Source organism: Flavihumibacter profundi, assembly GCF_020076305.1.
Taxonomy (GTDB): domain Bacteria; phylum Bacteroidota; class Bacteroidia; order Chitinophagales; family Chitinophagaceae; genus Flavihumibacter; species Flavihumibacter profundi.
This window is the reverse complement of record NZ_JAIQXE010000001.1, coordinates 892103-913310: the sequence shown is the minus strand read 5'-3', so window position 1 is coordinate 913310 and position 21208 is coordinate 892103. Positions and strand designations below refer to the sequence as shown.

Here is a 21208-nt window from a genome sequence, read left to right as displayed (position 1 = left end):
GATAGTTTGCTTAACCCAGTCCGAGTTTTTCTTCCACCAGGTATTGGTTACGAGCGGCAGAGCTCCGGGAAATTAATTCACCCAGGAAACCTGCCAGGAAAAGTTGGGACCCGATAATCATTGCAGTTAAGGCAATGAAAAAAATCGGCCGGTTACTCAGGCTTACATCCGGATCTACTATTTTAGTAACAATGAGATAAGCACTTGAGGTAAACCCCAACAGGAAGCAGAGTGATCCCCACAGACCAAAGAAATGCATAGGCTTCTTGCCGTATTTTCCAACGAAAGTGATGGATGCCAGGTCCAGGAAACCATTTACAAAACGGTTAAGGCCGAATTTTGTAACCCCGTATTTCCTTGCCCGGTGTTCTACTACTTTCTCGCCAATTTTTGTAAACCCGGCCCATTTGGCAATGACCGGGATATACCGGTGCATTTCGCCATAAACCTCAATACTCTTAACCGTTTTTTTTCGGTAGGCTTTCAATCCACAGTTAAAATCGTGCAGGTAGATACCTGATACTTTTCTTGTTGCGGCATTGAATAATTTAGAGGGAAGGTTTTTGGTAAGCGTATTGTCGTAACGTTTTTTCTTCCAGCCACTGACCAGGTCAAAGCCATCTTCTACAATCATTTTATTCAGTCCTGGAATTTCATCAGGGGAGTCCTGGAGATCAGCATCCATCGTTATTACAACGTTGCCCTGGGTGGCCCTGAATCCTTCATTGAGGGCAGCTGACTTACCATAATTCCGCTGGAATTTTATGCCTTTTATATGTACCGGATCCTTTGCCTGGAGATTACTGATCACTGCCCATGAATTATCCGTGCTGCCATCATCTACAAGGATAACCTCATAACTGAATTGGTGCTCTGTCATCACTTTATTGATCCACGAACAAAGTTCGGGAAGTGATTCTTCCTCATTCAGTAAAGGGATGACGATTGAAAGATCCATATTCAAATTATACTTTCGGTGTAATATTTTGTTTGGTAATAGTAGCAATAAACAGGCACTTCAAAAAATCGATCAGCATATTTTGCCCTAGACCGATAATTGTTTGCTTTATGGTTAATGGTAACCGCCCTGCATTTGCAAGGTCTTCCACAGATGCAATCTGGTCTTTTCCAGCCCCGCCTCTTTGTAGTTTTTCACGGGTACTATCGAGCAGGTGCTGAACGAGCTGGTCATTTAATTGTTTATCGAGTACGCCAAAAAGCCCATAATTGGCTGCGGCATAAATAATTTCAAACACAAGGTAGGCAAGCAAAGCATATTGTAAAATAGCCTTGAAACCGGTAAGTATCCCGGACCTGTTTTTCAACCACCAGGCGGTTCCCCCGATAATCAGTAAAATGATGGGTGTCCAGGTATAAAATGTAAGGAAATTTGCCAAAGCTGAAATGCCGGATTTCCAGGTAATAAATAATACCGCAGCATAGAGAAAACCGGCAGCAGCACCAGTTAACAAGGATAGTTTCCTGATCATAAGGCCTTGTTAAGAATAAGGTGATGTCCGTTTACAATACCAGTAACAGCCCCTTTTAAAAGCCGGTCCAGGAAAGGAGAATTAGACGATTTCGACCTGACCATTTCTTTTGTGAAAATGATTTCCGCGCCGGGTTCATACAAAGTAATATCGGCAACCTGGCCTTCCTGGATCAGGGCGCCGGGAAGTTTAAATAAATTCCTGGCGTTGATAGAAAACAGGTTGGCAATTTGTTCAGGGCTCAATCCCGGTACAGCGGTATGCAGCGCAGCGAAACAGGACTCCAGGGAAATCATGCCAAATTTTGCATATTCGAATTCCAGCACTTTGGCATCATAATTATGCGGCTGGTGATGGGTTGCGATACAATCGATATGCCCTTTGCGGAGGGATTCCCTTAGGGCCATCATATCATTGCGGGTTCTTAGTGGCGGGTTTACCTTGAGGTTTGAATCATATTCCTGCAGGTCTTCATCACAGAAAAAGAGATGGTATGGCGTTACGGAACAAGACACTTTTAAACCAGCTTCCTTTGCACGTTGAATATATTCAATGGATTTCGGGGAACTGACACCTGTAAAATGAATATGGCTGCCGGTATACCTTGCCAGTTCAATATCGCGGGATACAATCAGTTCTTCAGCGAGCATAGGTTTGGCCTGTAATCCCAGGCGGGTTGACACAATGCCTTCATGCATCAGTCCATGGGCGGCGATGCTGGTATCATCGGGCAACTGGATCACTACGCCGTCAAAAGTTTTTACATATAACAGGGCCTTAACCAGTAAACCGGAAGACTGGATAGGGTTTGTTCCATCGCTAAAGGCAATGGCACCACTGGCTCTCATATCGTACATTTCAGCCAGGTCTTTTCCTTCTAACTGGCGCGATACAGCACCGATTGGCCATATATTAACAGGAAGTTTAGCCGCTTTGGCTACCACATATTCAACCTGTGATTTCGAATCAACCGCCGGTTTGGTATTGGGCAATACAAATACAGTGGTAAATCCGCCCGCTGCTGCAGCTGCGGAACCAGATTCTATAGTCTCTTTATATTCGGTACCGGGATCATTAAAATGGGCAAAAGGATCAACCCAACCCGGGGATGCGGTTAAGGATGGCGCTGAAATTGTCCTGGCATCAGCATCTTCGATACTGTCAGCAATACGGACAATAATGCCGTCTATAATTAAAATATCTTTGGTGGAACCGTTAAAAGGAGAGCGGGGATCGTTGATAATAACCTGTTGTAATAATACTTTCATCTGTATAACGTTGTGCAAAATTAGGACTGTTATTTGATTTTTGTGAAATCAAATTTTAATGTAGTTTTGCCACCCCTTAAACGGGGAGAATTTCGGGACGTAGCGCAGCCCGGTAGCGCGTTTGCATGGGGTGCAAGAGGTCGCTGGTTCGAATCCAGTCGTCCCGACAGCTTAAAGAAGTGATAATCAATTATTTAAAAGAGACAGGTTTTTATAACCTGTCTCTTTTTTTGTCCCGTTTTGGACAAGATTCAGGACACAAAAAAATCATTAATCATACATGCTTCGTAATCACGTTTATACATAACCGTAAGTTATAAGGTTTGCATACTGTTGTAGTACGCAGGAAGTTTATATAGAAACAACCCGAAGTCCTCCCACTTCCCGGCACAATGTAAACAGTAAAAAAGGAAGGTGCATCATTGCTGATGCACCTTCCGGATTAGCCCATTACAAAATTAGTTCCAGGCTGCCTTCATTTCCCGGAACATCGAATGCAATAGCTTTGATTGTACATCCTGCCAGCGATGGATTTGCCTGCTTTGCAGTGTAGGTGTAATCAACACCATTGTTGTTCTGCAGGCAATTTCCCTGCTCCAGCAGGGTGCCGTCTGCGGCATAGATCTCCAACAGTACATTGGCCACGCGGAAATCATCCTTGGCCCGGATGGTGAGGATATCACCCACAGCACCGGTGTATCCGCGGCTGGTGATACCCACCACTGCCGGTGGATTGATGAAATCTTCCAACGCCCTGCTGTATACGTTCTGCCTGGGTCTTAAGCTAGCGGCATAGCCTGCTACCATTGCGGGGTCATTGATAATGAATTTTGCATAACGTGCGGCCAGCAGGAATTTTTCCTGGGTCTTTGCCTGGGCCGCTGTAGCAGCGCCCGTCCTGGCTTTTGGCGCTTTGGCCACAACAGTTTTGCCTGCCCACTCGCGGAATACAAGTTCTTTCCCGAGGGAGCCTTTGAATTTTCCGGTAATGACGGAATTGTTTGAATTTGCCATAATAAAATTGGTTTTTTAAATAAAAAATTGGTTTTTAGATATTCCGGTTCCTGCCCGGGGAGAAGGTTATCGGGTGCGTTCCAATTGACCTTACGCAACACTCCACAGGCAGTAACCAGGTCCCAAAAATCAAACCATAACCGCTATTTTTTTTCAATTATGTGACGGTCTGTACTCATTCTTGTGACGGGCTATACTCATTCCTGTGATGAATGTCTGTTTTACCTCGAAAACACCTCTTTGCCTCCTCTTTGGGTCCTCTTTGGGTCCTCGGAAAGACCTCCGGGGCCGAGGACCCAAAGAGGACCCAAAGAGGTAGTATCGGGGAGGCAATGAGGACTGTTCCAGGGATAGCTAGCTATACGCAAAAAATATATTACGGCGATTATTAAGCATTGATACATGGATAATTCAATTATAAAATAAGAATTCCTGGCGGTTACAGGTTAGGAATGATCCCGTGTAAAAAATCTGCTATTTTAGAGCCTGTTAACCAGGCGGCCTTTAACTAAATTGAAAACTGGTAACTATATTTTATGCATATGAAATCAAAAATTGTTTTGTTTTTTCTTGTCCTGGCCATGGGTCAGTTGCACGCGCAGCAAAAAGCAGAGAACCTTGTTATTGTAACCATTGACGGGCTGCGCTGGCAGGAAGTGTATAAAGGCATGGACAGCCTTATTGCAGCAGACAAAAAATTCAACCAGGAGGATAGTAATTATTTATTTACAACTTATTGGAAGCCTACGGAAGAAGCCAGGAGAAAAGCAATTTTCCCTTTTTTATGGTCAGTAGTGGCACAAAAAGGACAGCTTTATGGAAACCGGCGTTTAGGCAACAGGGTAGACAATGCCAATCCTTACTGGTTCTCTTATCCTGGCTATAACGAAATAATTACCGGTTATCCGGATACTGCGGTTAATTCGAATGATTACCCCAACAATCCGAATACTAATTTGCTGGAATTCCTGAACCAGCGACCGGAGTTTAAAGGAAAGGTTGCAGCATTTGGAGCCTGGGAAGCGTTTAACAGGATATTTAATGAACCCAGGTCCGGCTTTCCCGTTACTGCAGCTTTTGATCCGATCGGTGGCAAAACGCCTGGTCCAAAGGAATCATTGCTGAACCAAATGCTCCAGGACTCCTATAAGCCATTTGGAGATGGTGAATGCCTTGATGTATTTACCCATTATGCTGCGATGCAATATTTGCAGGAAAAAAAGCCCCGGGTTTTGTTTATCGGGTATGGCGAAACAGATGAGTTTGCCCATGAGGGGAGGTATAAAGATTATCTGGCAGCAGCCCACCATGTAGACACCTGGCTGAAAAGCATCTGGGACTATCTTCAATCAACAGAACAATACAGGAATAAAACAGCACTGCTCATTACGGTTGACCATGGCCGTGGCGACCAGGTAAAATCAACCTGGACTGACCATGGCCAGGGAATTCCTGATGCCCATGAAATCTGGTTTGCCCTCATAGGCGCTGGTATTCCTGCCAAAGGGGAAATTAAACAAGCCGGTCAGGTTTTCCAGAAGCAATTGGCCCAAACTTTGGCAAACCTAATGGGATTCGAATTTAAGGCAGACCATCCAGTTGGGGAAGCAATCCGTTTAAAAAACTAGTTTACTGGTAAATCTGGCAATTGGATTGAAAGAGATAAATTTGTGGTAATTATACTTTTAAGCAATCTTATTTATGCCGGATTTCTTGATTTATACTGGCCTGATATTGTATTCGGGCACCTATGAATCAAGTAAGTTATTTAACCCTGGCACGAACAACGAACCTTCCTGGAATCCGATTCCGGGATCAAAAAAGGTTGAAAAGGTTACACAGGCACTGTTATTCATTGTTGAAAACCACCTTTCCCACAACTTCACACCAAGATTTTGGGTGGTGGGTAATCTCCGTTTTCAGCAGGGTGGCCAGACTTCTGCTGACGGTGTAGAAGATGGCAATACTATGAGTATCCTTGGTGGTGGTGCAGGACTCGGATACCAGATTTTACCATTTTTAGGTGCTTACGCTGATTATGGAGGCATCATCATCGGCGATAATGATGCCAAGTCAAATATGTTCAGGCTTTCTGTCACTTTCGCTTATTTAAATAAGAAGAAACCGGAAGCTGAAGTGAGAGCAAAGGCAATGGCCGCAACGCCCGTTGTTGTTGCAAGTGTTGATTCTGATAATGATGGTGACGGCATTAATGATGAAGAAGATAAATGTCCAAATACAGGTGGAATTTCAGGAAATTCAGGTTGCCCGGAAATGATGCTTTATTACAAAAGGGCTGAATCCGCATTAAGCGCAGATGATAAAGCACAGTTGGATAAAGTGGTTACCTTCCTTCAAAATAAACCAGACCTTAGCATTATCATTGAAGGCCATACTAGCACATTAGGAGTCACTGAATATAATCTGAAACTTTCTGAAAAACGCCCGGCTAATTCAGTGAAATACCTGGTTTCAAAAGTAATAGAAGTTAACTGGTTGAAATCGGTCGGATATGGTGAACAATTCCCGATTGGTGATAATTCTAAAGAGGAGGGACATGCTCAAAGCAGGAGAACAGTAATAAAAATAGCGCAGTAATCTTGTATATTAAAAAATAAACAAAATAAACAAGTCATTAACCAAATAAGAAATAAATCATGAAACAAACACTATTAGCCATCGCATTGGGAAGTATCCTATTCGCCTCCTGCGGGCCCAGTAAGAAATTAAAAGCAGCAAATGCACAAATTGAGCAATTGAACGGACAGGTCACCACATTAAATGTAAAGGTTGCAGAGAATGAAAAGGAGATTGCCCAGCTTAAGCAGGAAAATATCCAATATGGTAAAGAGGCGGAAGAATGCCGAATGGCAAAGGCTGCAATGGCACATCGGATGGAAAACCTGGACAAGGCTTTGGCAGAAAATGGCACTTCTATGAAAGAAATCCAGGAGAAAGCAGCGGCTGCCATTGGTAAGTTTCAAGAAGATGGTGGTGATGTGACCTACAGGAATGGTTTGATACATATTAATATTCAGGATAAGTACTTTTTTAAATCGGGTAGTTCAACTATAGGTGTCAAAGGAAGGGAATCCTTAAATATGTTAGCAGAAGTGATGCGTCAATTCCCGGCCATAACCGCTACTATTGTTGGCCATACGGATACCCTGCCTGTAAAAGGGGTAGGTGACAACTGGTCTTTGAGTACTGAAAGAGGCGCTGCGGTTGTAAGGGTTTTGCATGATCTCTATAATATCAATCCATCAAGGCTTACTGCAGCGGGAAAAGGCAAATACAGCCCTAAAGCCAATAATGATACCCCGGAAGGAAGGGAGAAAAACAGGCGTATAGAAATCATCTTAAGCCCGGACATGGCGAGGCTATGGGAGCTTTCAGAAGATAAGTAACAAATTGTTTAATTATTAAAAGACAAAAAATGAAAACTGCAATAATTATGAAAGTAAATCCATTGAGGTATGTACTCGGACTTGGTTTAATATTTATGTTTGCCGGTCTCCAACTGTCAGCGCAAAGGCCAAGAGGTGGTGGTGGTGCCAGGCCAGCAACGGCAAGCAAACCGGTGGCCGGAACCAGGCCATCCACCGGGACGGCAAACAGGCCAGCTACCGGAAATAAGCCAGGTAACAGAACCAATAATGTAGGCTCCAACAACAAAAATGTAAACATAAACATTAACCATAGTACAAATGTGCGCGTAAATAATAGCCGGAATACTGTTGTAAGAAGGAATACAAGGCCTTATGTGCGACCGCCCTTTGTTTATGGAGGCCGCAGGTTCATGTGCTACCACCCTTACCACTTTCATCCATTCCATCCTTTTGTATGGGGTCCGATGTGGCACCCATGGGGATTTTTCATAGCTGCCCTTGCAACTACTGCCATAATTGTTTCTTTTGCTGACAATGATATGCCGCCTGATATTAACCTGGCCTGGAATGCTGATTTGGGAAATGGCCATAATATAAGTGAAGCAGCGCTAGCTCTTTCTGGTCCATATGATATAACCCTTATGGATTTCCAGGAAAATTATTATTATACACCAAAGAATAGTGCCCTGAACTTAGCAGATGAATATTATTATGATCAGGGCGTATTTTATCTTAAAGGTGACGATGGCTACACAGTTGTTTCGGCTCCGATTGGCGCAATAATTAAAACCCTGCCATCTGGTTATGAAACCATTACATTGGATGACAATACCAAGAATTACTATTATGGCGGAACCTTTTATGAAAAGAATTCAAAAGGTTATAAGGTTGTAGCCCCACTTGCCGGATCAGTTGTTGAGCATGTGTCAGAAGGTGGTGAAGAAGTTAAAATGGGTGATGTTACCTACATAAAATTGGGTGAAACTTATTTTCAACCCATTGAGGAGAATGGGAAAGACATGTATGAAGTGGCAGATGTGGAAGAAGATAAGAAATAAATTGTATTATCCATGGTGCTGAACATACCATATAGTCTATTGGTAAAAACGTAACGAATATGCAAAGCGATAGGTGGTGAATAACGGAGGCTGGCGCGAAATGATGATGTGGAGTACTAAGAAATATTCAAGTCGCCAGGGTTTTCGAAAGTGGCGAAAGCAGAAGTAATGTTTTTGGAATGAAATATCGCTTGAAAAACTTAAGATAGGAGCAAATGTTGAAGATTCAACAATTGCTCCTATCTTTTATTTTCAAGCTGATAATATTAGTCCTGAGTGCTTTCTGGATAAAAATATTTCATTGATGGGAAGCTTCTGCACAGGCAAAAATTATAATGATACGATGATCCTTACCTCAAATCGGATTAAACTGGAAATATCAACCTGGAATATTTAACATGGAACAGCAGGCAACAGCAATGCCTGCGGTAAAATCACCATATTACCTGGACTGCAATGCAGAACTGGAACTGATAAAAACCGGGTCCAGTCTGGTAACATTTGGTACTTTTATGGATGGAAATTACTTACAAGGTACTACCACAATTACCAAAGCAAATTCATCTGCTTCTGGTTTCATTCCTGGGAATAATTTTAGCTTCCGGAAGTTTCAAACTACAACCTGAATATAAATGAACCAGAATATCCAAACAGAAGTCGATGCCTGCTATTTATACCAAAAATTAGCCGAGAACGAACCAGACACTACAGTTGCCCCTTTCATGTTTACCAGTGGTTTCACTGCCATAATAATTAGTGTTGCCTGCAGTGCAATCGGTTTGTTTTTAATTGGGTCAGCAATAACTTTATTCACAGGAAAAAGTATCTGATTTTCAGGTTTCCGGCAGGTAATATTCGGGCTTGCTGCTGCCGCTGTTACATTCGGTATCGGAAAATTGATCGGTGTCTCCGTTACCTGACCGGTTGTATTTCTTTTGCTATTTTTACAGCCCATCGTTGATACTCAACCGAAGATGGATGCAGCTGGTCTGAAGCCAGTAATTCTGGCCTATGTGCTGCTTCCCGTGTACCCCGGGTGATCTCAATATATTTAACCCGATGCAGGTTTGCAATTGCCAGGTTGATGTTATTGTAGGAATCAATATCCCTCGAGATCTGGTCCCGGTCGCGTCCTTCTGCAAACGGGGTAACGCCCCAGTCGGGAATGGACAACACTGTCACATGCCCTGGCCGGTTGCCGGCAAACTGAATTGCCTTTTTTATAAGGACCTCAAATTCTTTTATATAAATTTCGACAGGTCTTTGCCGGTATTGGTTATTCACGCCGATCAATAAACTAACAAGGTCATAATGCGGCAACAGTGAATATGCTTCGATTTCAACAAGTAACTCATCAGTTGTCCAGCCGGTTTTTGCAATAATTTCTGGTGCTGTAAAAAAAAATCCCTGTTTTCTGAACAATTGCACCAGCTGGTATGGGAAACTTTCAGTTAGCAATACCTGCTCCCCAATTGTATAAGAATCACCAAGAGCGAGGTAAGTATAATAATTATGCATAACAATTTATTTACCGGACATCTGCCCTATAATTTTGTAGCTTTCAAAAAAAAGAAATGGCAATGAATAGCGCATTGATAGCTGAATTTAAACAGGAATCAGCGAATACCCGTAAAATGTTGGAGCGGGTGCCACAGGAACATTTTGACTGGAAGCCGCACGAGAAATCGATGACTTTAAAACGACTTGCCCTTCATGTTGCGGAAATGACCAGATGGGCTACCATCACCATAAAGCAGGATGAACTTGACTTTAGTGCTGATTACCCTAAAACTCCTCCGATTAATCATACAGAAGACATCCTTAGTCTATTTGACCAGCTAAAAGCGGAGGCCCTGGAAGCCCTGGAAAATGTAACAGATGAAGAATTAGGCCGCAACTGGACACTGAAAAATGGCAGCCATGTTTTCTTTACCCTTCCTAAAGGAGCAGTCCTGAGATCTATGGTTTTTAACCATATCATTCACCACCGCGGACAATTGTCCGTTTACCTGCGGATGAATAATGTAGCGGTTCCGGGCCTCTACGGGCCATCGGCAGATGAAAAATAAATTATTGGGTTACCCAGGCATCACGCTCATCCGGACTAAACTTCCAGGGGGCAAAATTATTTTCAACATTACTGAACATGGAATTCCATTCCTGGGGGGAATTACTTTCTTCCATCACGAGTGAACGGCGAAGTTCAAGGATAATTTCAAGCGGGCTGATACTTACCGGGCATGCTTCCACGCAGGCATTGCATGTCGTACAGGCCCTAAGTTCTTCTACGCTGATATAATCATGCAGTAATGATTTGCCATCTGGCTGGAAACTTCCATTGGTATTAATATTCTTCCCAACTTCTTCAAGGCGGTCGCGGGTGCCCATCATGATTTTGCGTGGTGATAATAATTTGCCAGTGATATTGGCCGGACAGGAAGCCGTACACCTGCCGCACTCCGTACAGCTATAGGCATCCAGTAAATTGCGCCAGCTAAGGTCTGTTACATCCTTTGCCCCGAATGATGGCGTTTCACCTGATTCCGACGGGGCAAGTTCAGGTTGCATAGCATACAATACCTCATTCTGGATGGCCGGCATGTTCCGCATCTTACCTTCCGGGTATAACCGTGCATAGTAGGCATTTGGAAAAGCCAGCAGTATATGCAGGTGTTTTGAATACGGAAGGTAATTCAGGAATGCAAAAATCCCGGCAATATGCAGCCACCAGCAAACCCTTTCAATGGACATCAATGCCACATCAGACCAGCCGGACATTAATGGTTTTAACCAGGAAGACACGGCAAAATCACCTGTAATATGTTCAGCAAAATGACCAACCCCACGTGCCTGCAAAGTAGTATCGGCAGCATTCATAGTAAGGAACAAAGACATCAAAATAATTTCTGTCAGCAATATATAATTAGCATCACTGCGGGGCCATCCATCGAGGTCCCTGCTGATAAACCTTTTTAATTTCAGGATATTACGCCGAACCAGGAATATTATACAAACAACCAAAACACCCAGGGCAAGCCATTCAAAACAGTTGATCAGGAAATTATAAAAACCGCCAAGCGGGCCGGTAAATAACCGGTGTGTTCCGAAAATGCCATCCAGGATAATTTCCAGGACCTCTGCATTGATAATGATAAACCCGGCATAGATGATAAAATGCATTACGGCCACCAATGGATTCTTAAACATTTTCTTCTGGCCAAAAGCCAGCAGCAATACATTATTCCAGCGGGCATTGGGTTGGTCTGAAAAATCTTCATCCTTTCCCAGCAGGATATTCCTGCGCACCTGGCTGATTTTCCTGCTGAAGAACCAGACAGCCACAGCCGCTAACAATACAAAGGCAATTTGTTGCAGGTAATGCATAGAGAGGGTATTGTACCGACTAAATTAAGCGTTTTCAGCAAGGCTCAATGTTTTGTTGTAATTTTTCGCTTTTAAAATCGGGTATGAATACAGAACGAAAATACATTCTGGATGAAAATACAGCTGCAAAAAAGCTGGAAAGAATGGCCTATGAAATTGCCGAGGAATTAGTGGGTGAGAAGACTCCGGTTATATTAGCAGGCATAAGGGACAATGGGGTAGTCATGGCCAGGATCCTGGCAGGCCAACTAAAAACCATTGCCGGCCTGAATACAGAAATTATCGAAGTTTCACTGGATAAAAGGCATCCGGGCGAGATTCACCTGGATAGCGTCATGGATTTTACAGACCGGATTATAATATTGGTTGATGATGTAACCAATAGTGGTAAAACACTGCTCTATGCACTTAAGCCATTCCTGGAAGGTTACCCGAAAATGATCCAGATACTAACGCTGGTGGAACGCACGCACAAGGCTTTCCCGGTTAAAGCAGATTATGTTGGTATCAGCATGGCTACAACCCTCCAGGAACATATCTATGTAGAAGTAGACGGAGACCGGATTACAGGCGCTTATATGGAATAAGCTTATTGGTGAATAGCGTGAAAGCTGAATTTCCCTGTTGAGTTAAATTCAAGTGCCGGAGCGGGAATTTTAAATGCGTTAAGGGCATAAAATACAGACCGCAGGAATTTACTGCGGGTATTGATCTTTGTTAGGTCCACATCAAAAGAAAGGTAAAACCGGCGGACACGGGCGATATCTGTCCTGTCCACAGTATTGCCTTCCGAATCTTCCCAGGTATTATTCACGGCACCCAGCATAAGGTCACTGCTGTAACCCAGTGAAAGGTTCAACCACCTGGGGATTTTGCTTCCCGGAATCAGGGAATGCAGGTTGCCACTGATCCAATAGGTCTGGCTGTTATAATCTTTTAATATCCTTTCCAGGCTGCCGGAACCGAATAATTCATCCCTCCGGTACAGGAGGTCATCGGGGTAATCATAAGGCCAATAGCCCATCTTAATTTGAATGCGTTGTTCCTTCCAGCCTAGTTGCTGCGCCACATAAGCACTGGCACCGGTAAGGTTGGCAGCCATATCCCACCAGCTAAAACCCCATTCAGCAGAAAACCCATCCTGGATTTCAATCACGCTTTGGAAAGCCAGCGCACTGGCGCCACCCAGCCATATGGCTTTATTTTCGGGTAATCCCGCCCATTGCCAGGTAGAGCCCGATAACCTGCCAAGCTGGTAGGCAGTCCAGATATGACCTGCCTTATCCATCTGGTTCCATTCCTTCAAATCATTGAAAAAGTGAAATTTTTCTTTAGGGTAATCGGCATACCAGGCCTTGTTAAGGGCAATATAAGTACCGGTCCATACCGCAGCATGTACGCCGGCAACCAGCCATATCCTTTTTTTGTCGGGTTTAGCAGCTGGTTTTGTGGAATCCGTCTGGCTATTTGTCTGCAGGCTTTGCGCCTGGACCGGGTTAATGATAAAACACCCAAGGAGGATGCAGATTAAAAAAGGGGTGAAAAAAAAAGTAAAGCGCACTACAGAATTGGTTTCTTTCCGGCAAAAATACGTTTTGCAGGCAGAAGTGGATTCAAAACTGAAAATGTATATCTTCAAACCAGATTTAAACCTGAAAATATGGATGCAAAGATTCAAGAGAAAGTTAACCAATGGCTGAATGGGAATTATGATGCAGCAACAAAAGAAGCCATACAACAATTAGCTGCAAATAATCCAACTGAACTGGCAGATTCATTTTACCGCAACCTTGAATTTGGAACCGGTGGCTTGCGTGGGATAATGGGCGTTGGTTCGAACCGAATGAATAAATATACCGTGGGAATGGCTACACAGGGTTTCGCCAATTACCTGAAAAAAACTTACCCGGGTGCAGAGATTAAAGTTGCAATTGCACATGACAGCCGGAACAATAGCCGTTTCTTCGCCGAAACAACAGCAAATGTTTTTGGTGCGAATGGTATTAAAGTTTTTCTCTTTGAAGCGCTGCGGCCTACGCCCGAATTGAGTTTCACCATCAGGCACCTGGGTTGCCATGCCGGGGTTGTCTGTACAGCATCGCATAACCCGAAAGAATATAATGGCTATAAAGCATATTGGAATGATGGCGGCCAGTTAGTGCCCCCCCATGATAATAATGTTATAGCAGAAGTCGAAAAAATTGCCAGTGTTGACGATGTCCGGTTTACAGGAGGCGAATCCAATATAAAACTGGTAGGTAAGGAAATTGATGATGCATACCTCACCATGGTAAAAGGTTTGAGTGTGTATCCTGATGTTATTGCAAAGCAGCATGACCTTCGGATTGTATATACACCCATACATGGAACCGGGATAACCCTGGTACCGGAGATCCTTAAACGATTCGGGTTTACGAATGTTTCCATTGTTGAAGAACAAATGGTGCCGGATGGTAATTTCCCTACGGTTGGATATCCAAACCCTGAAGAGGCCGATGCAATGGCATACGGTTTGAAAAAAGCAAAGGAAATTGATGCCGATATTTTACTGGGTACCGACCCCGACAGCGATCGGGTAGGCATCGGGGTTAAAGATAATGACGGGAACTGGGTGTTAATGAACGGAAACCAGACTGCAGTACTGGCCTTCAACTATATGATTGAAGCCCGGAAGGCAAAGGGCCTGGCCCGGGAGAATGATATGGTGGTGAAGACTATTGTAACAACAGACCTTATTGATGAGATAGCCCGGCAGAACGATATTAATTGTTATAATGTGCTGACGGGTTTCAAATGGATCGCAGAACTCATCAAAGCAAAAGAAGGGAAGGAAAATTATGTTGTAGGTGGTGAAGAAAGCTATGGATTGATGATCGGTTCACAAATCAGGGACAAAGATGCAATCAGCGCCGTGGCTATGTTATGTGAAATGGCTGCATATGAAAAGGAAAAGGGCCGGAGCCTTTTCCAAAAGCTGATTGATTTATACGTACAATACGGCTATTATAAGGAACACCTGATTTCCATTACCAAAAAAGGAATGGATGGCCAGCAGCAAATCGCGGCAATGATGGAAGGATTCCGCAAAAATCCGCCAAAAACCCTAAACGGATCTGCAGTAACCATGCTGCTGGATTATGAATTACAAAAGGGACGCAATTTGCAAACAGGCGAGGAGTGGACGATTGACCTCCCCAAAAGCAATGTTTTGCAATTCATCCTTGAAGATGACAGCAAGATTTCAGCAAGGCCCAGTGGTACCGAACCTAAGATTAAATTTTATTTCAGTGTAAACACGATATTGCCCAATGCTGCAGCATTCCAATCAGTCCAAAAGGAAATGGATGACCGGATTAAAGGAATAATTGCAGACCTGAAGGTTTGATTTTTTGTGTCTGGCACTTAAAAGGTGCCAGACACCCTACCGTTTTCTTATCTTGCGGATGCGTATGAGAAAATATGAAGACAGTTACCGGCACAAAGGATTAAGGAAAAAACTGGTTGATTTATTACGGGAAAAGGGCATTACCGATGAAAGGGTGCTGGAAGCCATTAATACGATACCAAGGCATTATTTCCTGGACTCTGCATTTGACGAAAAGGCTTACGAAGACAAAGCCTTCCCAATAGCTGTTGGACAAACCATTTCACAACCTTATACAGTTGCCTACCAAAGCCAGTTACTGGAAATCAGGCCATTTGACAAAGTATTGGAAATTGGCACCGGAAGTGCCTACCAGGCTTGTGTTCTGGCAGAAATAGGCGCACAGGTTTTTACTATTGAGCGCCAGAAAACTTTATTTGAGCAAAACAAGCAATTTGCCCACCTGAAGAAATACCCCAAGATCAAATTCTTTTATGGTGACGGATTTGAAGGACTTCCAACTTACGGACCATTCGACAAAGTGCTTATTACCGCTGCAGCACCATATATACCTGAAAAACTAATCAGCCAGCTAAAAGTCGGTGGTAAAATGATTATTCCCCTGGGTGAAGGCAGTGTCCAGAAAATGATGCGACTTACCAGGAATGCCGACCTGACTTGTTCGGAAGAGATTTTTGACGATTTTTCCTTTGTGCCGATGCTTGAAGGGAAAAATGGCCAATAACCCGGTTAAACACATTAAAGGAAATCAACCACTTTTTTTACCACCCTGGGGTCACGGTATATTTTACGATGACCAAGTTCCCGGGTAATCATGAACTCTATATTGGGTAAATTCTTTTTAATAATGGGTTTCACGTCTTTAAGGGGGGTTATATCATCATCTTCATCATGGATCCATAAAATTTTTGCATGGATGCTGTCCAGTGCTCTTGGAATAGAATAATGAGCAGCAGACACACCGCCTTTTTCAACAACAATTAGTTCAAACTCTTCCCTGACTTTTTCATCCAGCTGAAGGATTTTAAAAAGGCTGTCAATTGCTGTAATTGTTTCGGTTGCAGGGGCTATAAGTGCAAGCCTTACATGATCATCATGGGAGATGTTTTCCAGGAAATGTACAATAGCCAGTCCGCCAAAGGAATGTGCCATAAAACTATCAATAGGACCAAATTCCTCGTATACCGCTGCAATAGTTTTCACATAAACCGGCAAACTGATTTGCTGGCCTTCTGATGCACCGTGCGCAGGCGCATCTGCAGCGATCACTTCATACCCTTTTTTAATCAGTGGGTGGATGTACCGGTCAAAATTCAATGCAGAAGATTCAAATCCATGCAGGATCATCACTTTACGCAGTCCGGCTTTGTTCCAGCGGTAAACAATCACCCTTTGCCCATCAACCTCAACAAAATGCCTTTCTGCTTCTGCAAAAACCGGAGTTTCCTTTTTCTTTGACCTGCGTAATGGGGTGCAGAAAATTTCAAAAGCCTGCTCAGCGGCTTTACGTTTGGAAAACATGCCAACAATATTCAATCTTGCCCGCAGGTAATTGATCGCCAGCTTTTGTGCTAATTTCATAGTTACAAATCTACAACATGAATATTATTCTGATCGGCACAGGCAATGTGGCAACTGTTCTTGGTGAACAATTCACCAGGGCAGGACACAGGATAGTTCAGGTTTTCGGCAGGACTGAAGCCTCTGCAAGGGAATTATCAGGCAAGCTGGAAAGCACATATACCTGTTCCTGGAAGGAACTGATCCCTGAAGCAGATCTGTATGTCGTAGCCATTTCAGATTCAGCAATCACAGGAATTTCACAGCATATCCGGTTGAAGGACCAGTTAATTGTTCATACTGCCGGTGCCGTGCCTGCAGAAGTTTTGCAACCTGTTTCAGGTCAATATGGTGTCTTGTATCCCTTGCAAAGCCTGCGGGGACAAGCACCTTCAACCGGTCAGGTCCCATTTTTAATTGATGCGAATACTGAAGGGGGCCTGAAGAAGCTAAAGACACTGGTCCGTTCTATTCATTCTCCATTTCAGGTAAGCAATGATGAACAAAGACTGCAAATGCACCTTGCAGCGGTGTGGGTAAATAATTTTCCAAACCTGCTGTACAGCATAGCCTTTAAAATTTGCCTGGAAAAAGAACTGGACTTCCGGTTACTCAAACCGTTAATAGCAGAAACAGCAGGGCGGATAAGCATTCACGACCCCTGGGAATGGCAAACCGGACCTGCAATCAGGAAAGACCAAAATACCCTGGAAAAGCATAAGGCACTGCTTGTAAACCATCCAAACTGGTTACAACTCTATAGTATGCTGAGTGAAGAAATCCAGCGAATGGCTTAATTGACTGGCTGCACAATATCTGTTTGAACCTCGTACATAGATTTTTTTGTAGTAGGGTCATCCACATACACTTCATAAGGTGGATTACTGGCCTTTAAATTATTGGCCTTCACCCACTCACCCAAACGGGTATACGCAATAGAGACTTTATCGTAAGGACCGAAAAAATGGGCCACAACAGCATTCCCGGCAGGTAATTTCCTGAAATGGACCCTGCCGCTTGTATTAGCAGGCGCTTTATCTACTGGGACAGCCGCTTCCAGAATAAAGGGTTCATTCGCGGTATAATACCAGGCAAACGGCGCACCACTCATAGACAATTTTTCATTTTTCATAAGTTGTCCCATTTCGCCATAAGCCTTTTGCAGCTTTGGCCCTATTTCCCCGGTAATTTTTGCGGTATCCATAATAGTAAGGACCTGCATCGCAGGCCGCATCATTTTTTCAAAACTCACTTTGGGTTCCTGGACTTTCAGGCTACCGTTTTCGATTTTCTCCTTAAGCTGGGAGAGTCCGTTTTCGAAATCAGGGCCAATTAATTTTCCAAAGAATAAACCAAACCAACGATTCACGGGATTGTGCGATAGTTCGGCAGTCATTTTCCAGGTTACGGTAGTATTCCCGCCCGATTCAACAAGGTCCCAACCTGCAACAGACGGTTGGTCAAACCCACCGAAAGCAAGGCTGGTGGTCACCAGTTTATCTGGAACTGATTCAACAATAGTAATCTTGCCTGTACCAACCTTTGAACTTTGCCAGGAATACCAGGCACCTGTACCGGAGGTTTGGGGTCCCCATTCCACTTTCATTGCCGAATCTTTTTGGTTCCAGGGCATCCAGGCATTATAGGTTTTCAGGTCATTCAAAATGCCATAGACGGAAGTTGCCGGCGCTTTGATGGTAATTGACCGGGAAACATTGGCTGATCCTGGCAGGAACGCGCCAATCAAAAGGAATATCCCTATTATTCCGGCAATCCATATAAGGATTTTAAAAAGCAATTTCATATTGAATATATTAGGCACTGTTAAAGTAACAAATTTGCTAATACATCAGGCTTTTTTACCCGAAGAGTATAATTGAAACCAATATGTACAAGGTTTGGGCTATTTTTGCAGGTTTAAAAGGAATAATAGATGTATTCGATCACTTTCAAGTTTGAACAGAAGGGACTGGAGCCAATTACCTTGAATAATGTTGCGGCAGACCAGAGTATACTGGAAGTTGCCTTAGATAATGGCATTGAATTGCACCATAATTGCGGCGGTGTTTGCGCATGCAGCACCTGCCATCTTTACCTTGAAAAAGGTGAAGAATTTATCGATGAGATTACGGATAAAGAAGAAGATTTCATCGACAGGGCGGTCAATCCAAGGCTGAATTCAAGGCTGGGATGCCAATGCGTATTGCATACCGGAGAATCCGGGGAAATTGCAGTAACCCTTCCAGACCAGACCCAATTCCTGGGTGAATAATTTGATTCCACATTTTTAGAAACACAAAGCATATATGGCGCATTACGAACCACCAATACACTGGAAAGATTATGAAGATATTGCCCTTAAACTCTATGAGAAATTCGGGGATGAATTCAATGAAGGAAAAATATACCGGGTACGTTTTACAGAACTTATAGAGTGGGTGCTCCAGTTGCCAAATTTTGTCGGCAAAAGGGAAGATTGCAATGAAGGACACCTTGAAATGATCCAGAGTTCCTGGGTTTACGAATGGCGCGATAACCAAAAATAGGGGTAGGGAAAAACAAAACCAGCTGCATGTCTTTATTACCGCGGTTTAAAGAAATAAGCACATTTGTATTTGATGTTGACGGCGTTTTGACCGACGGAACCCTATGGATATATGACGATGGCCAGATGGTTAGGCGTATGAATATAAAAGATGGATATGCCCTTCAGCTGGCCATTAAAAAAGGTTACCGGGTATTGGTTATATCGGGAGGTACTTCAGAAGCGGTAAAACAACGTCTTTTTAAACTGGGCATACAGGATGTTTACTTAAAAGTGGAGAATAAAACCGAAGTGCTGGAACAGTATTGTCAACAAAATAAAATACCCAGAACTGAAGTGTTGTATATGGGAGATGATATTCCGGATTACGCGGTCATGAAACAGGCCGGGTTATGTTGCGCTCCTGCAGATGCTGCGGTGGAAATCAAACACATTGCACATTATATAAGCCGGATCCGCGGTGGACAGGGTTGCGTTCGTGAAATTATTGAAAAAGTGATGAAACTAAGGGGCGATTGGGATATTGACACAACTGTTTCCAGTAAATAAGCATTCATTTTGTATATTTTAGCCAATCAATTCAACCAGCTTGAAACTTATTGCTGCATTTTTTCGTTTGATCAGGTGGCCTAATTTATTGTTCATCATCGTTACACAGGTGTTATTCTACACCTGTATCCTGATGCCAACAGCATCTGTCGGGGAAACCGCCCTGCAATGGGACACTCCTTTAAAGCTAGATCCACAATACTTCATTTTGCTGGTTATATCATCCGGTTTAATTGCAGCAGCAGGCTATATTATAAATGATTACTTTGATTTAAATATTGACCAGGTAAATAAGCCAGGGGCAATCGTTATACAGCGGATTATAAGAAGAAGATGGGCCATAGTCTGGCACCTGGTTTTATCCTCAATCGGCGCCGGCATTGCTTTTTACCTTTCATGGAAATTAAAAAACCCGATCATTGGATTTGCAAATTTCGGTTGTGTACTATTGTTATGGCTTTATTCCACATCCTTAAAAAAGCAATTGCTGGCAGGAAACATCCTGATTTCACTATTAACAGCCTGGGTAATACTGGTTATCTATTTTTCTGAATTAAGTATTTCACGTTTTAATGAGCCTCTTTACAGGAGCCAGATCAATTCGGTATTCAAGTACGCCATCATATACAGCAGTTTTGCATTTATCATTTCACTGATCAGGGAAGTGGTAAAAGATATTGAAGATCGTGAAGGAGATGCCCGGTATGGTTGCCGGACAATGCCCATCGTCTGGGGAGTACCGGCCACTAAAATGTTTGTATCTGTATGGTTAATCGTTCTTGGTTCTGCCCTTATAATTTTTCAGTTATACGGATTGCTGAAAGGGTGGTGGGTCGGAGCTGTTTATTGTTTCATAGCGGTTTTACTGCCTTTGGGTAAAATACTTATAAACCTCCGGAAAGCTGGCATCACCAAAGACTATCACCACCTTAGCAGCCAAATTAAATGGGTGATGCTTGCAGGTATTTTATCAATGGTTTTCTTTAAATGGTATTTATAATGGAAAGAATTGTCCTGGCTTCCCAATCGCCACGCCGAAAGCAATTACTCGAATGGGCTGAAGTGGAATTTGATATAATTGTCCGGCCAACTGACGAATCGTATCCTGAAAATCTTCCCATTCCGGAAATCCCCATACACATTGCCCGGCAGAAAGCATTAGTGGTGCAGGCTGAATTAAGCCATAATCACCTGATTCTCGCTGCTGATACAATTGTTGTTTTAGGCCAGAAAATTATAGGCAAGCCAACGGATCGCCAGCATGCCATTGATATACTTCAGGAATTGTCGGGCGAAGCCCACCGTGTTATAACCGGGGTAGTATTACGCAAAGGTGAACAGGAAATTGCATTTTCAGATATTACTACAGTCTATTTTCATCCGTTAACACAGGCTCAAATTATTTTCTATGTAGACAAATACCAGCCATTTGATAAAGCCGGCGCTTATGCAATCCAGGAGTGGATCGGTGTTACCGGCATCAAATCAATAGAAGGTGATTTTTACAATGTAATGGGATTACCCGTAAGCCGGGTTGTCCAGGCTTTGGCAAACTGGCAATAAAAG

The 21208-nt window shown here is 43.2% G+C and carries 24 protein-coding genes and 1 tRNA gene; 16 read left to right on the top strand and 9 right to left on the bottom strand.

Translation table 11 applies throughout. The annotated features are described in order from the left end of the window. Window positions 1-10 precede the first annotated feature (10 nt). From LAQ65_RS03835 to LAQ65_RS03825, 3 genes are read right to left on the bottom strand one after another with little or no spacing between them, the layout of a single operon-like run. Entirely contained in the window at window positions 11-958 is a 948-nt protein-coding gene (locus LAQ65_RS03835) for a glycosyltransferase family 2 protein (RefSeq protein ID WP_224115614.1), read from the bottom strand. A 7-nt stretch (window positions 959-965) separates the two neighbouring features. Beyond that, window positions 966-1490 carry a DUF4199 family protein gene (locus tag LAQ65_RS03830; RefSeq protein WP_224115613.1) on the bottom strand — a complete coding sequence of 175 codons (525 nt, stop codon included), beginning with the start codon at window positions 1488-1490 and terminating at the stop codon, window positions 966-968. Next, the gene (locus LAQ65_RS03825; protein ID WP_224115612.1) at window positions 1487-2758 is read right to left on the bottom strand and encodes a dihydroorotase; all 1272 of its coding nucleotides are present in this window, start codon (window positions 2756-2758) and stop codon (window positions 1487-1489) included. Before LAQ65_RS03825 ends, LAQ65_RS03830 begins: the two co-directional genes overlap by 4 nt. Window positions 2759-2851: 93 nt before the next feature. Between LAQ65_RS03825 and LAQ65_RS03820 the strand changes: the two genes are divergently transcribed. Beyond that, window positions 2852-2925: transfer RNA gene (locus tag LAQ65_RS03820), tRNA-Pro, on the top strand. 283 nt (window positions 2926-3208) lie between these two features. Here the strand turns inward: LAQ65_RS03820 and LAQ65_RS03815 are convergent. Beyond that, window positions 3209-3772, bottom strand: a complete 564-nt coding sequence (locus LAQ65_RS03815) for a hypothetical protein (protein ID WP_224115611.1) — start codon at window positions 3770-3772, stop codon at window positions 3209-3211. A 542-nt stretch (window positions 3773-4314) separates the two neighbouring features. On the opposite strand from LAQ65_RS03815, the gene LAQ65_RS03810 reads away from it, so the two are divergent. The 5 genes from LAQ65_RS03810 (at window position 4315) to LAQ65_RS03790 (ending at window position 9049) form a co-directional block, all read left to right on the top strand. After that, window positions 4315-5400: an alkaline phosphatase family protein gene (locus tag LAQ65_RS03810; RefSeq protein WP_224115610.1), complete on the top strand. Its 1086-nt coding sequence runs from the start codon at window positions 4315-4317 to the stop codon at window positions 5398-5400. Window positions 5401-5473: 73 nt separating this feature from the next. Further along, a complete protein-coding gene (locus LAQ65_RS03805; RefSeq protein WP_224115609.1) occupies window positions 5474-6370 on the top strand; it encodes an OmpA family protein in 897 nt (298 codons plus the stop codon). A gap of 59 nt (window positions 6371-6429) precedes the next feature. Continuing rightward, on the top strand, window positions 6430-7179 hold the full coding sequence (locus LAQ65_RS03800) for an OmpA family protein (protein ID WP_224115608.1): 750 nt from the start codon (window positions 6430-6432) through the stop codon (window positions 7177-7179). A 29-nt stretch (window positions 7180-7208) separates the two neighbouring features. Further along, window positions 7209-8219 carry a DUF6515 family protein gene (locus tag LAQ65_RS03795; protein ID WP_224115607.1) on the top strand — a complete coding sequence of 337 codons (1011 nt, stop codon included), beginning with the start codon at window positions 7209-7211 and terminating at the stop codon, window positions 8217-8219. 632 nt (window positions 8220-8851) lie between these two features. After that, complete coding sequence (locus tag LAQ65_RS03790) at window positions 8852-9049, top strand: hypothetical protein (protein ID WP_224115606.1); 198 nt, start codon at window positions 8852-8854, stop codon at window positions 9047-9049. An 82-nt stretch (window positions 9050-9131) separates the two neighbouring features. On the opposite strand, the gene LAQ65_RS03785 is transcribed toward LAQ65_RS03790, so the two are convergent. Further along, window positions 9132-9737, bottom strand: coding sequence for an SGNH/GDSL hydrolase family protein (locus LAQ65_RS03785; protein WP_224115605.1), 606 nt, complete (start codon window positions 9735-9737; stop codon window positions 9132-9134). Window positions 9738-9799: 62 nt separating this feature from the next. On the opposite strand from LAQ65_RS03785, the gene LAQ65_RS03780 reads away from it, so the two are divergent. After that, a complete protein-coding gene (locus LAQ65_RS03780; protein ID WP_224115604.1) occupies window positions 9800-10288 on the top strand; it encodes a DinB family protein in 489 nt (162 codons plus the stop codon). A 1-nt stretch (window position 10289) separates the two neighbouring features. Here the strand turns inward: LAQ65_RS03780 and LAQ65_RS03775 are convergent, their stop codons facing one another. Then, window positions 10290-11603, bottom strand: a complete 1314-nt coding sequence (locus tag LAQ65_RS03775) for a (Fe-S)-binding protein (RefSeq protein ID WP_224115603.1) — start codon at window positions 11601-11603, stop codon at window positions 10290-10292. Between the two features lie 83 nt (window positions 11604-11686). On the opposite strand from LAQ65_RS03775, the gene LAQ65_RS03770 reads away from it, so the two are divergent. Then, window positions 11687-12190 carry a phosphoribosyltransferase family protein gene (locus LAQ65_RS03770; RefSeq protein WP_224115602.1) on the top strand — a complete coding sequence of 168 codons (504 nt, stop codon included), beginning with the start codon at window positions 11687-11689 and terminating at the stop codon, window positions 12188-12190. A 2-nt stretch (window positions 12191-12192) separates the two neighbouring features. Here the strand turns inward: LAQ65_RS03770 and LAQ65_RS03765 are convergent, their stop codons facing one another. Beyond that, a complete protein-coding gene (locus LAQ65_RS03765; RefSeq protein ID WP_224115601.1) occupies window positions 12193-13242 on the bottom strand; it encodes a DUF2279 domain-containing protein in 1050 nt (349 codons plus the stop codon). Window positions 13243-13263: 21 nt separating this feature from the next. On the opposite strand from LAQ65_RS03765, the gene LAQ65_RS03760 reads away from it, so the two are divergent. After that, on the top strand, window positions 13264-14988 hold the full coding sequence (locus LAQ65_RS03760) for a phospho-sugar mutase (protein WP_224115600.1): 1725 nt from the start codon (window positions 13264-13266) through the stop codon (window positions 14986-14988). Between the two features lie 64 nt (window positions 14989-15052). Beyond that, window positions 15053-15712 (top strand): protein-L-isoaspartate(D-aspartate) O-methyltransferase, encoded by a 660-nt coding sequence (locus LAQ65_RS03755; RefSeq protein WP_224115599.1) that lies wholly within the window; start codon window positions 15053-15055, stop codon window positions 15710-15712. A gap of 14 nt (window positions 15713-15726) precedes the next feature. Here LAQ65_RS03755 and LAQ65_RS03750 read toward each other — a convergent pair whose 3' ends face one another. After that, window positions 15727-16569 carry an alpha/beta hydrolase gene (locus LAQ65_RS03750; RefSeq protein WP_224115598.1) on the bottom strand — a complete coding sequence of 281 codons (843 nt, stop codon included), beginning with the start codon at window positions 16567-16569 and terminating at the stop codon, window positions 15727-15729. Window positions 16570-16586: 17 nt separating this feature from the next. Between LAQ65_RS03750 and LAQ65_RS03745 the strand changes: the two genes are divergently transcribed. Then, window positions 16587-17345 (top strand): Rossmann-like and DUF2520 domain-containing protein, encoded by a 759-nt coding sequence (locus tag LAQ65_RS03745; protein WP_224115597.1) that lies wholly within the window; start codon window positions 16587-16589, stop codon window positions 17343-17345. On the opposite strand, the gene LAQ65_RS03740 is transcribed toward LAQ65_RS03745, so the two are convergent. Then, window positions 17342-18352, bottom strand: a complete 1011-nt coding sequence (locus LAQ65_RS03740) for an SRPBCC family protein (protein ID WP_224115596.1) — start codon at window positions 18350-18352, stop codon at window positions 17342-17344. The genes LAQ65_RS03745 and LAQ65_RS03740 overlap by 4 nt on opposite strands. Before the next feature lie 129 nt (window positions 18353-18481). On the opposite strand from LAQ65_RS03740, the gene LAQ65_RS03735 reads away from it, so the two are divergent. The 5 genes from LAQ65_RS03735 to LAQ65_RS03715 are packed head-to-tail and all read left to right on the top strand — an operon-like array spanning window position 18482 to window position 21205. Then, a complete protein-coding gene (locus LAQ65_RS03735) occupies window positions 18482-18820 on the top strand; it encodes a 2Fe-2S iron-sulfur cluster-binding protein (protein WP_224115595.1) in 339 nt (112 codons plus the stop codon). 34 nt (window positions 18821-18854) lie between these two features. Beyond that, window positions 18855-19094, top strand: coding sequence for a Fe-S cluster assembly protein IscX (iscX, locus tag LAQ65_RS03730; protein WP_224115594.1), 240 nt, complete (start codon window positions 18855-18857; stop codon window positions 19092-19094). A 26-nt stretch (window positions 19095-19120) separates the two neighbouring features. Further along, entirely contained in the window at window positions 19121-19642 is a 522-nt protein-coding gene (locus LAQ65_RS03725) for a KdsC family phosphatase (protein ID WP_224115593.1), read from the top strand. Window positions 19643-19682: 40 nt separating this feature from the next. After that, a complete protein-coding gene (locus LAQ65_RS03720) occupies window positions 19683-20642 on the top strand; it encodes a geranylgeranylglycerol-phosphate geranylgeranyltransferase (RefSeq protein WP_224115592.1) in 960 nt (319 codons plus the stop codon). Further along, on the top strand, window positions 20642-21205 hold the full coding sequence (locus LAQ65_RS03715) for a Maf family protein (RefSeq protein WP_224115591.1): 564 nt from the start codon (window positions 20642-20644) through the stop codon (window positions 21203-21205). Before LAQ65_RS03720 ends, LAQ65_RS03715 begins: the two co-directional genes overlap by 1 nt. Window positions 21206-21208 lie beyond the last annotated feature (3 nt).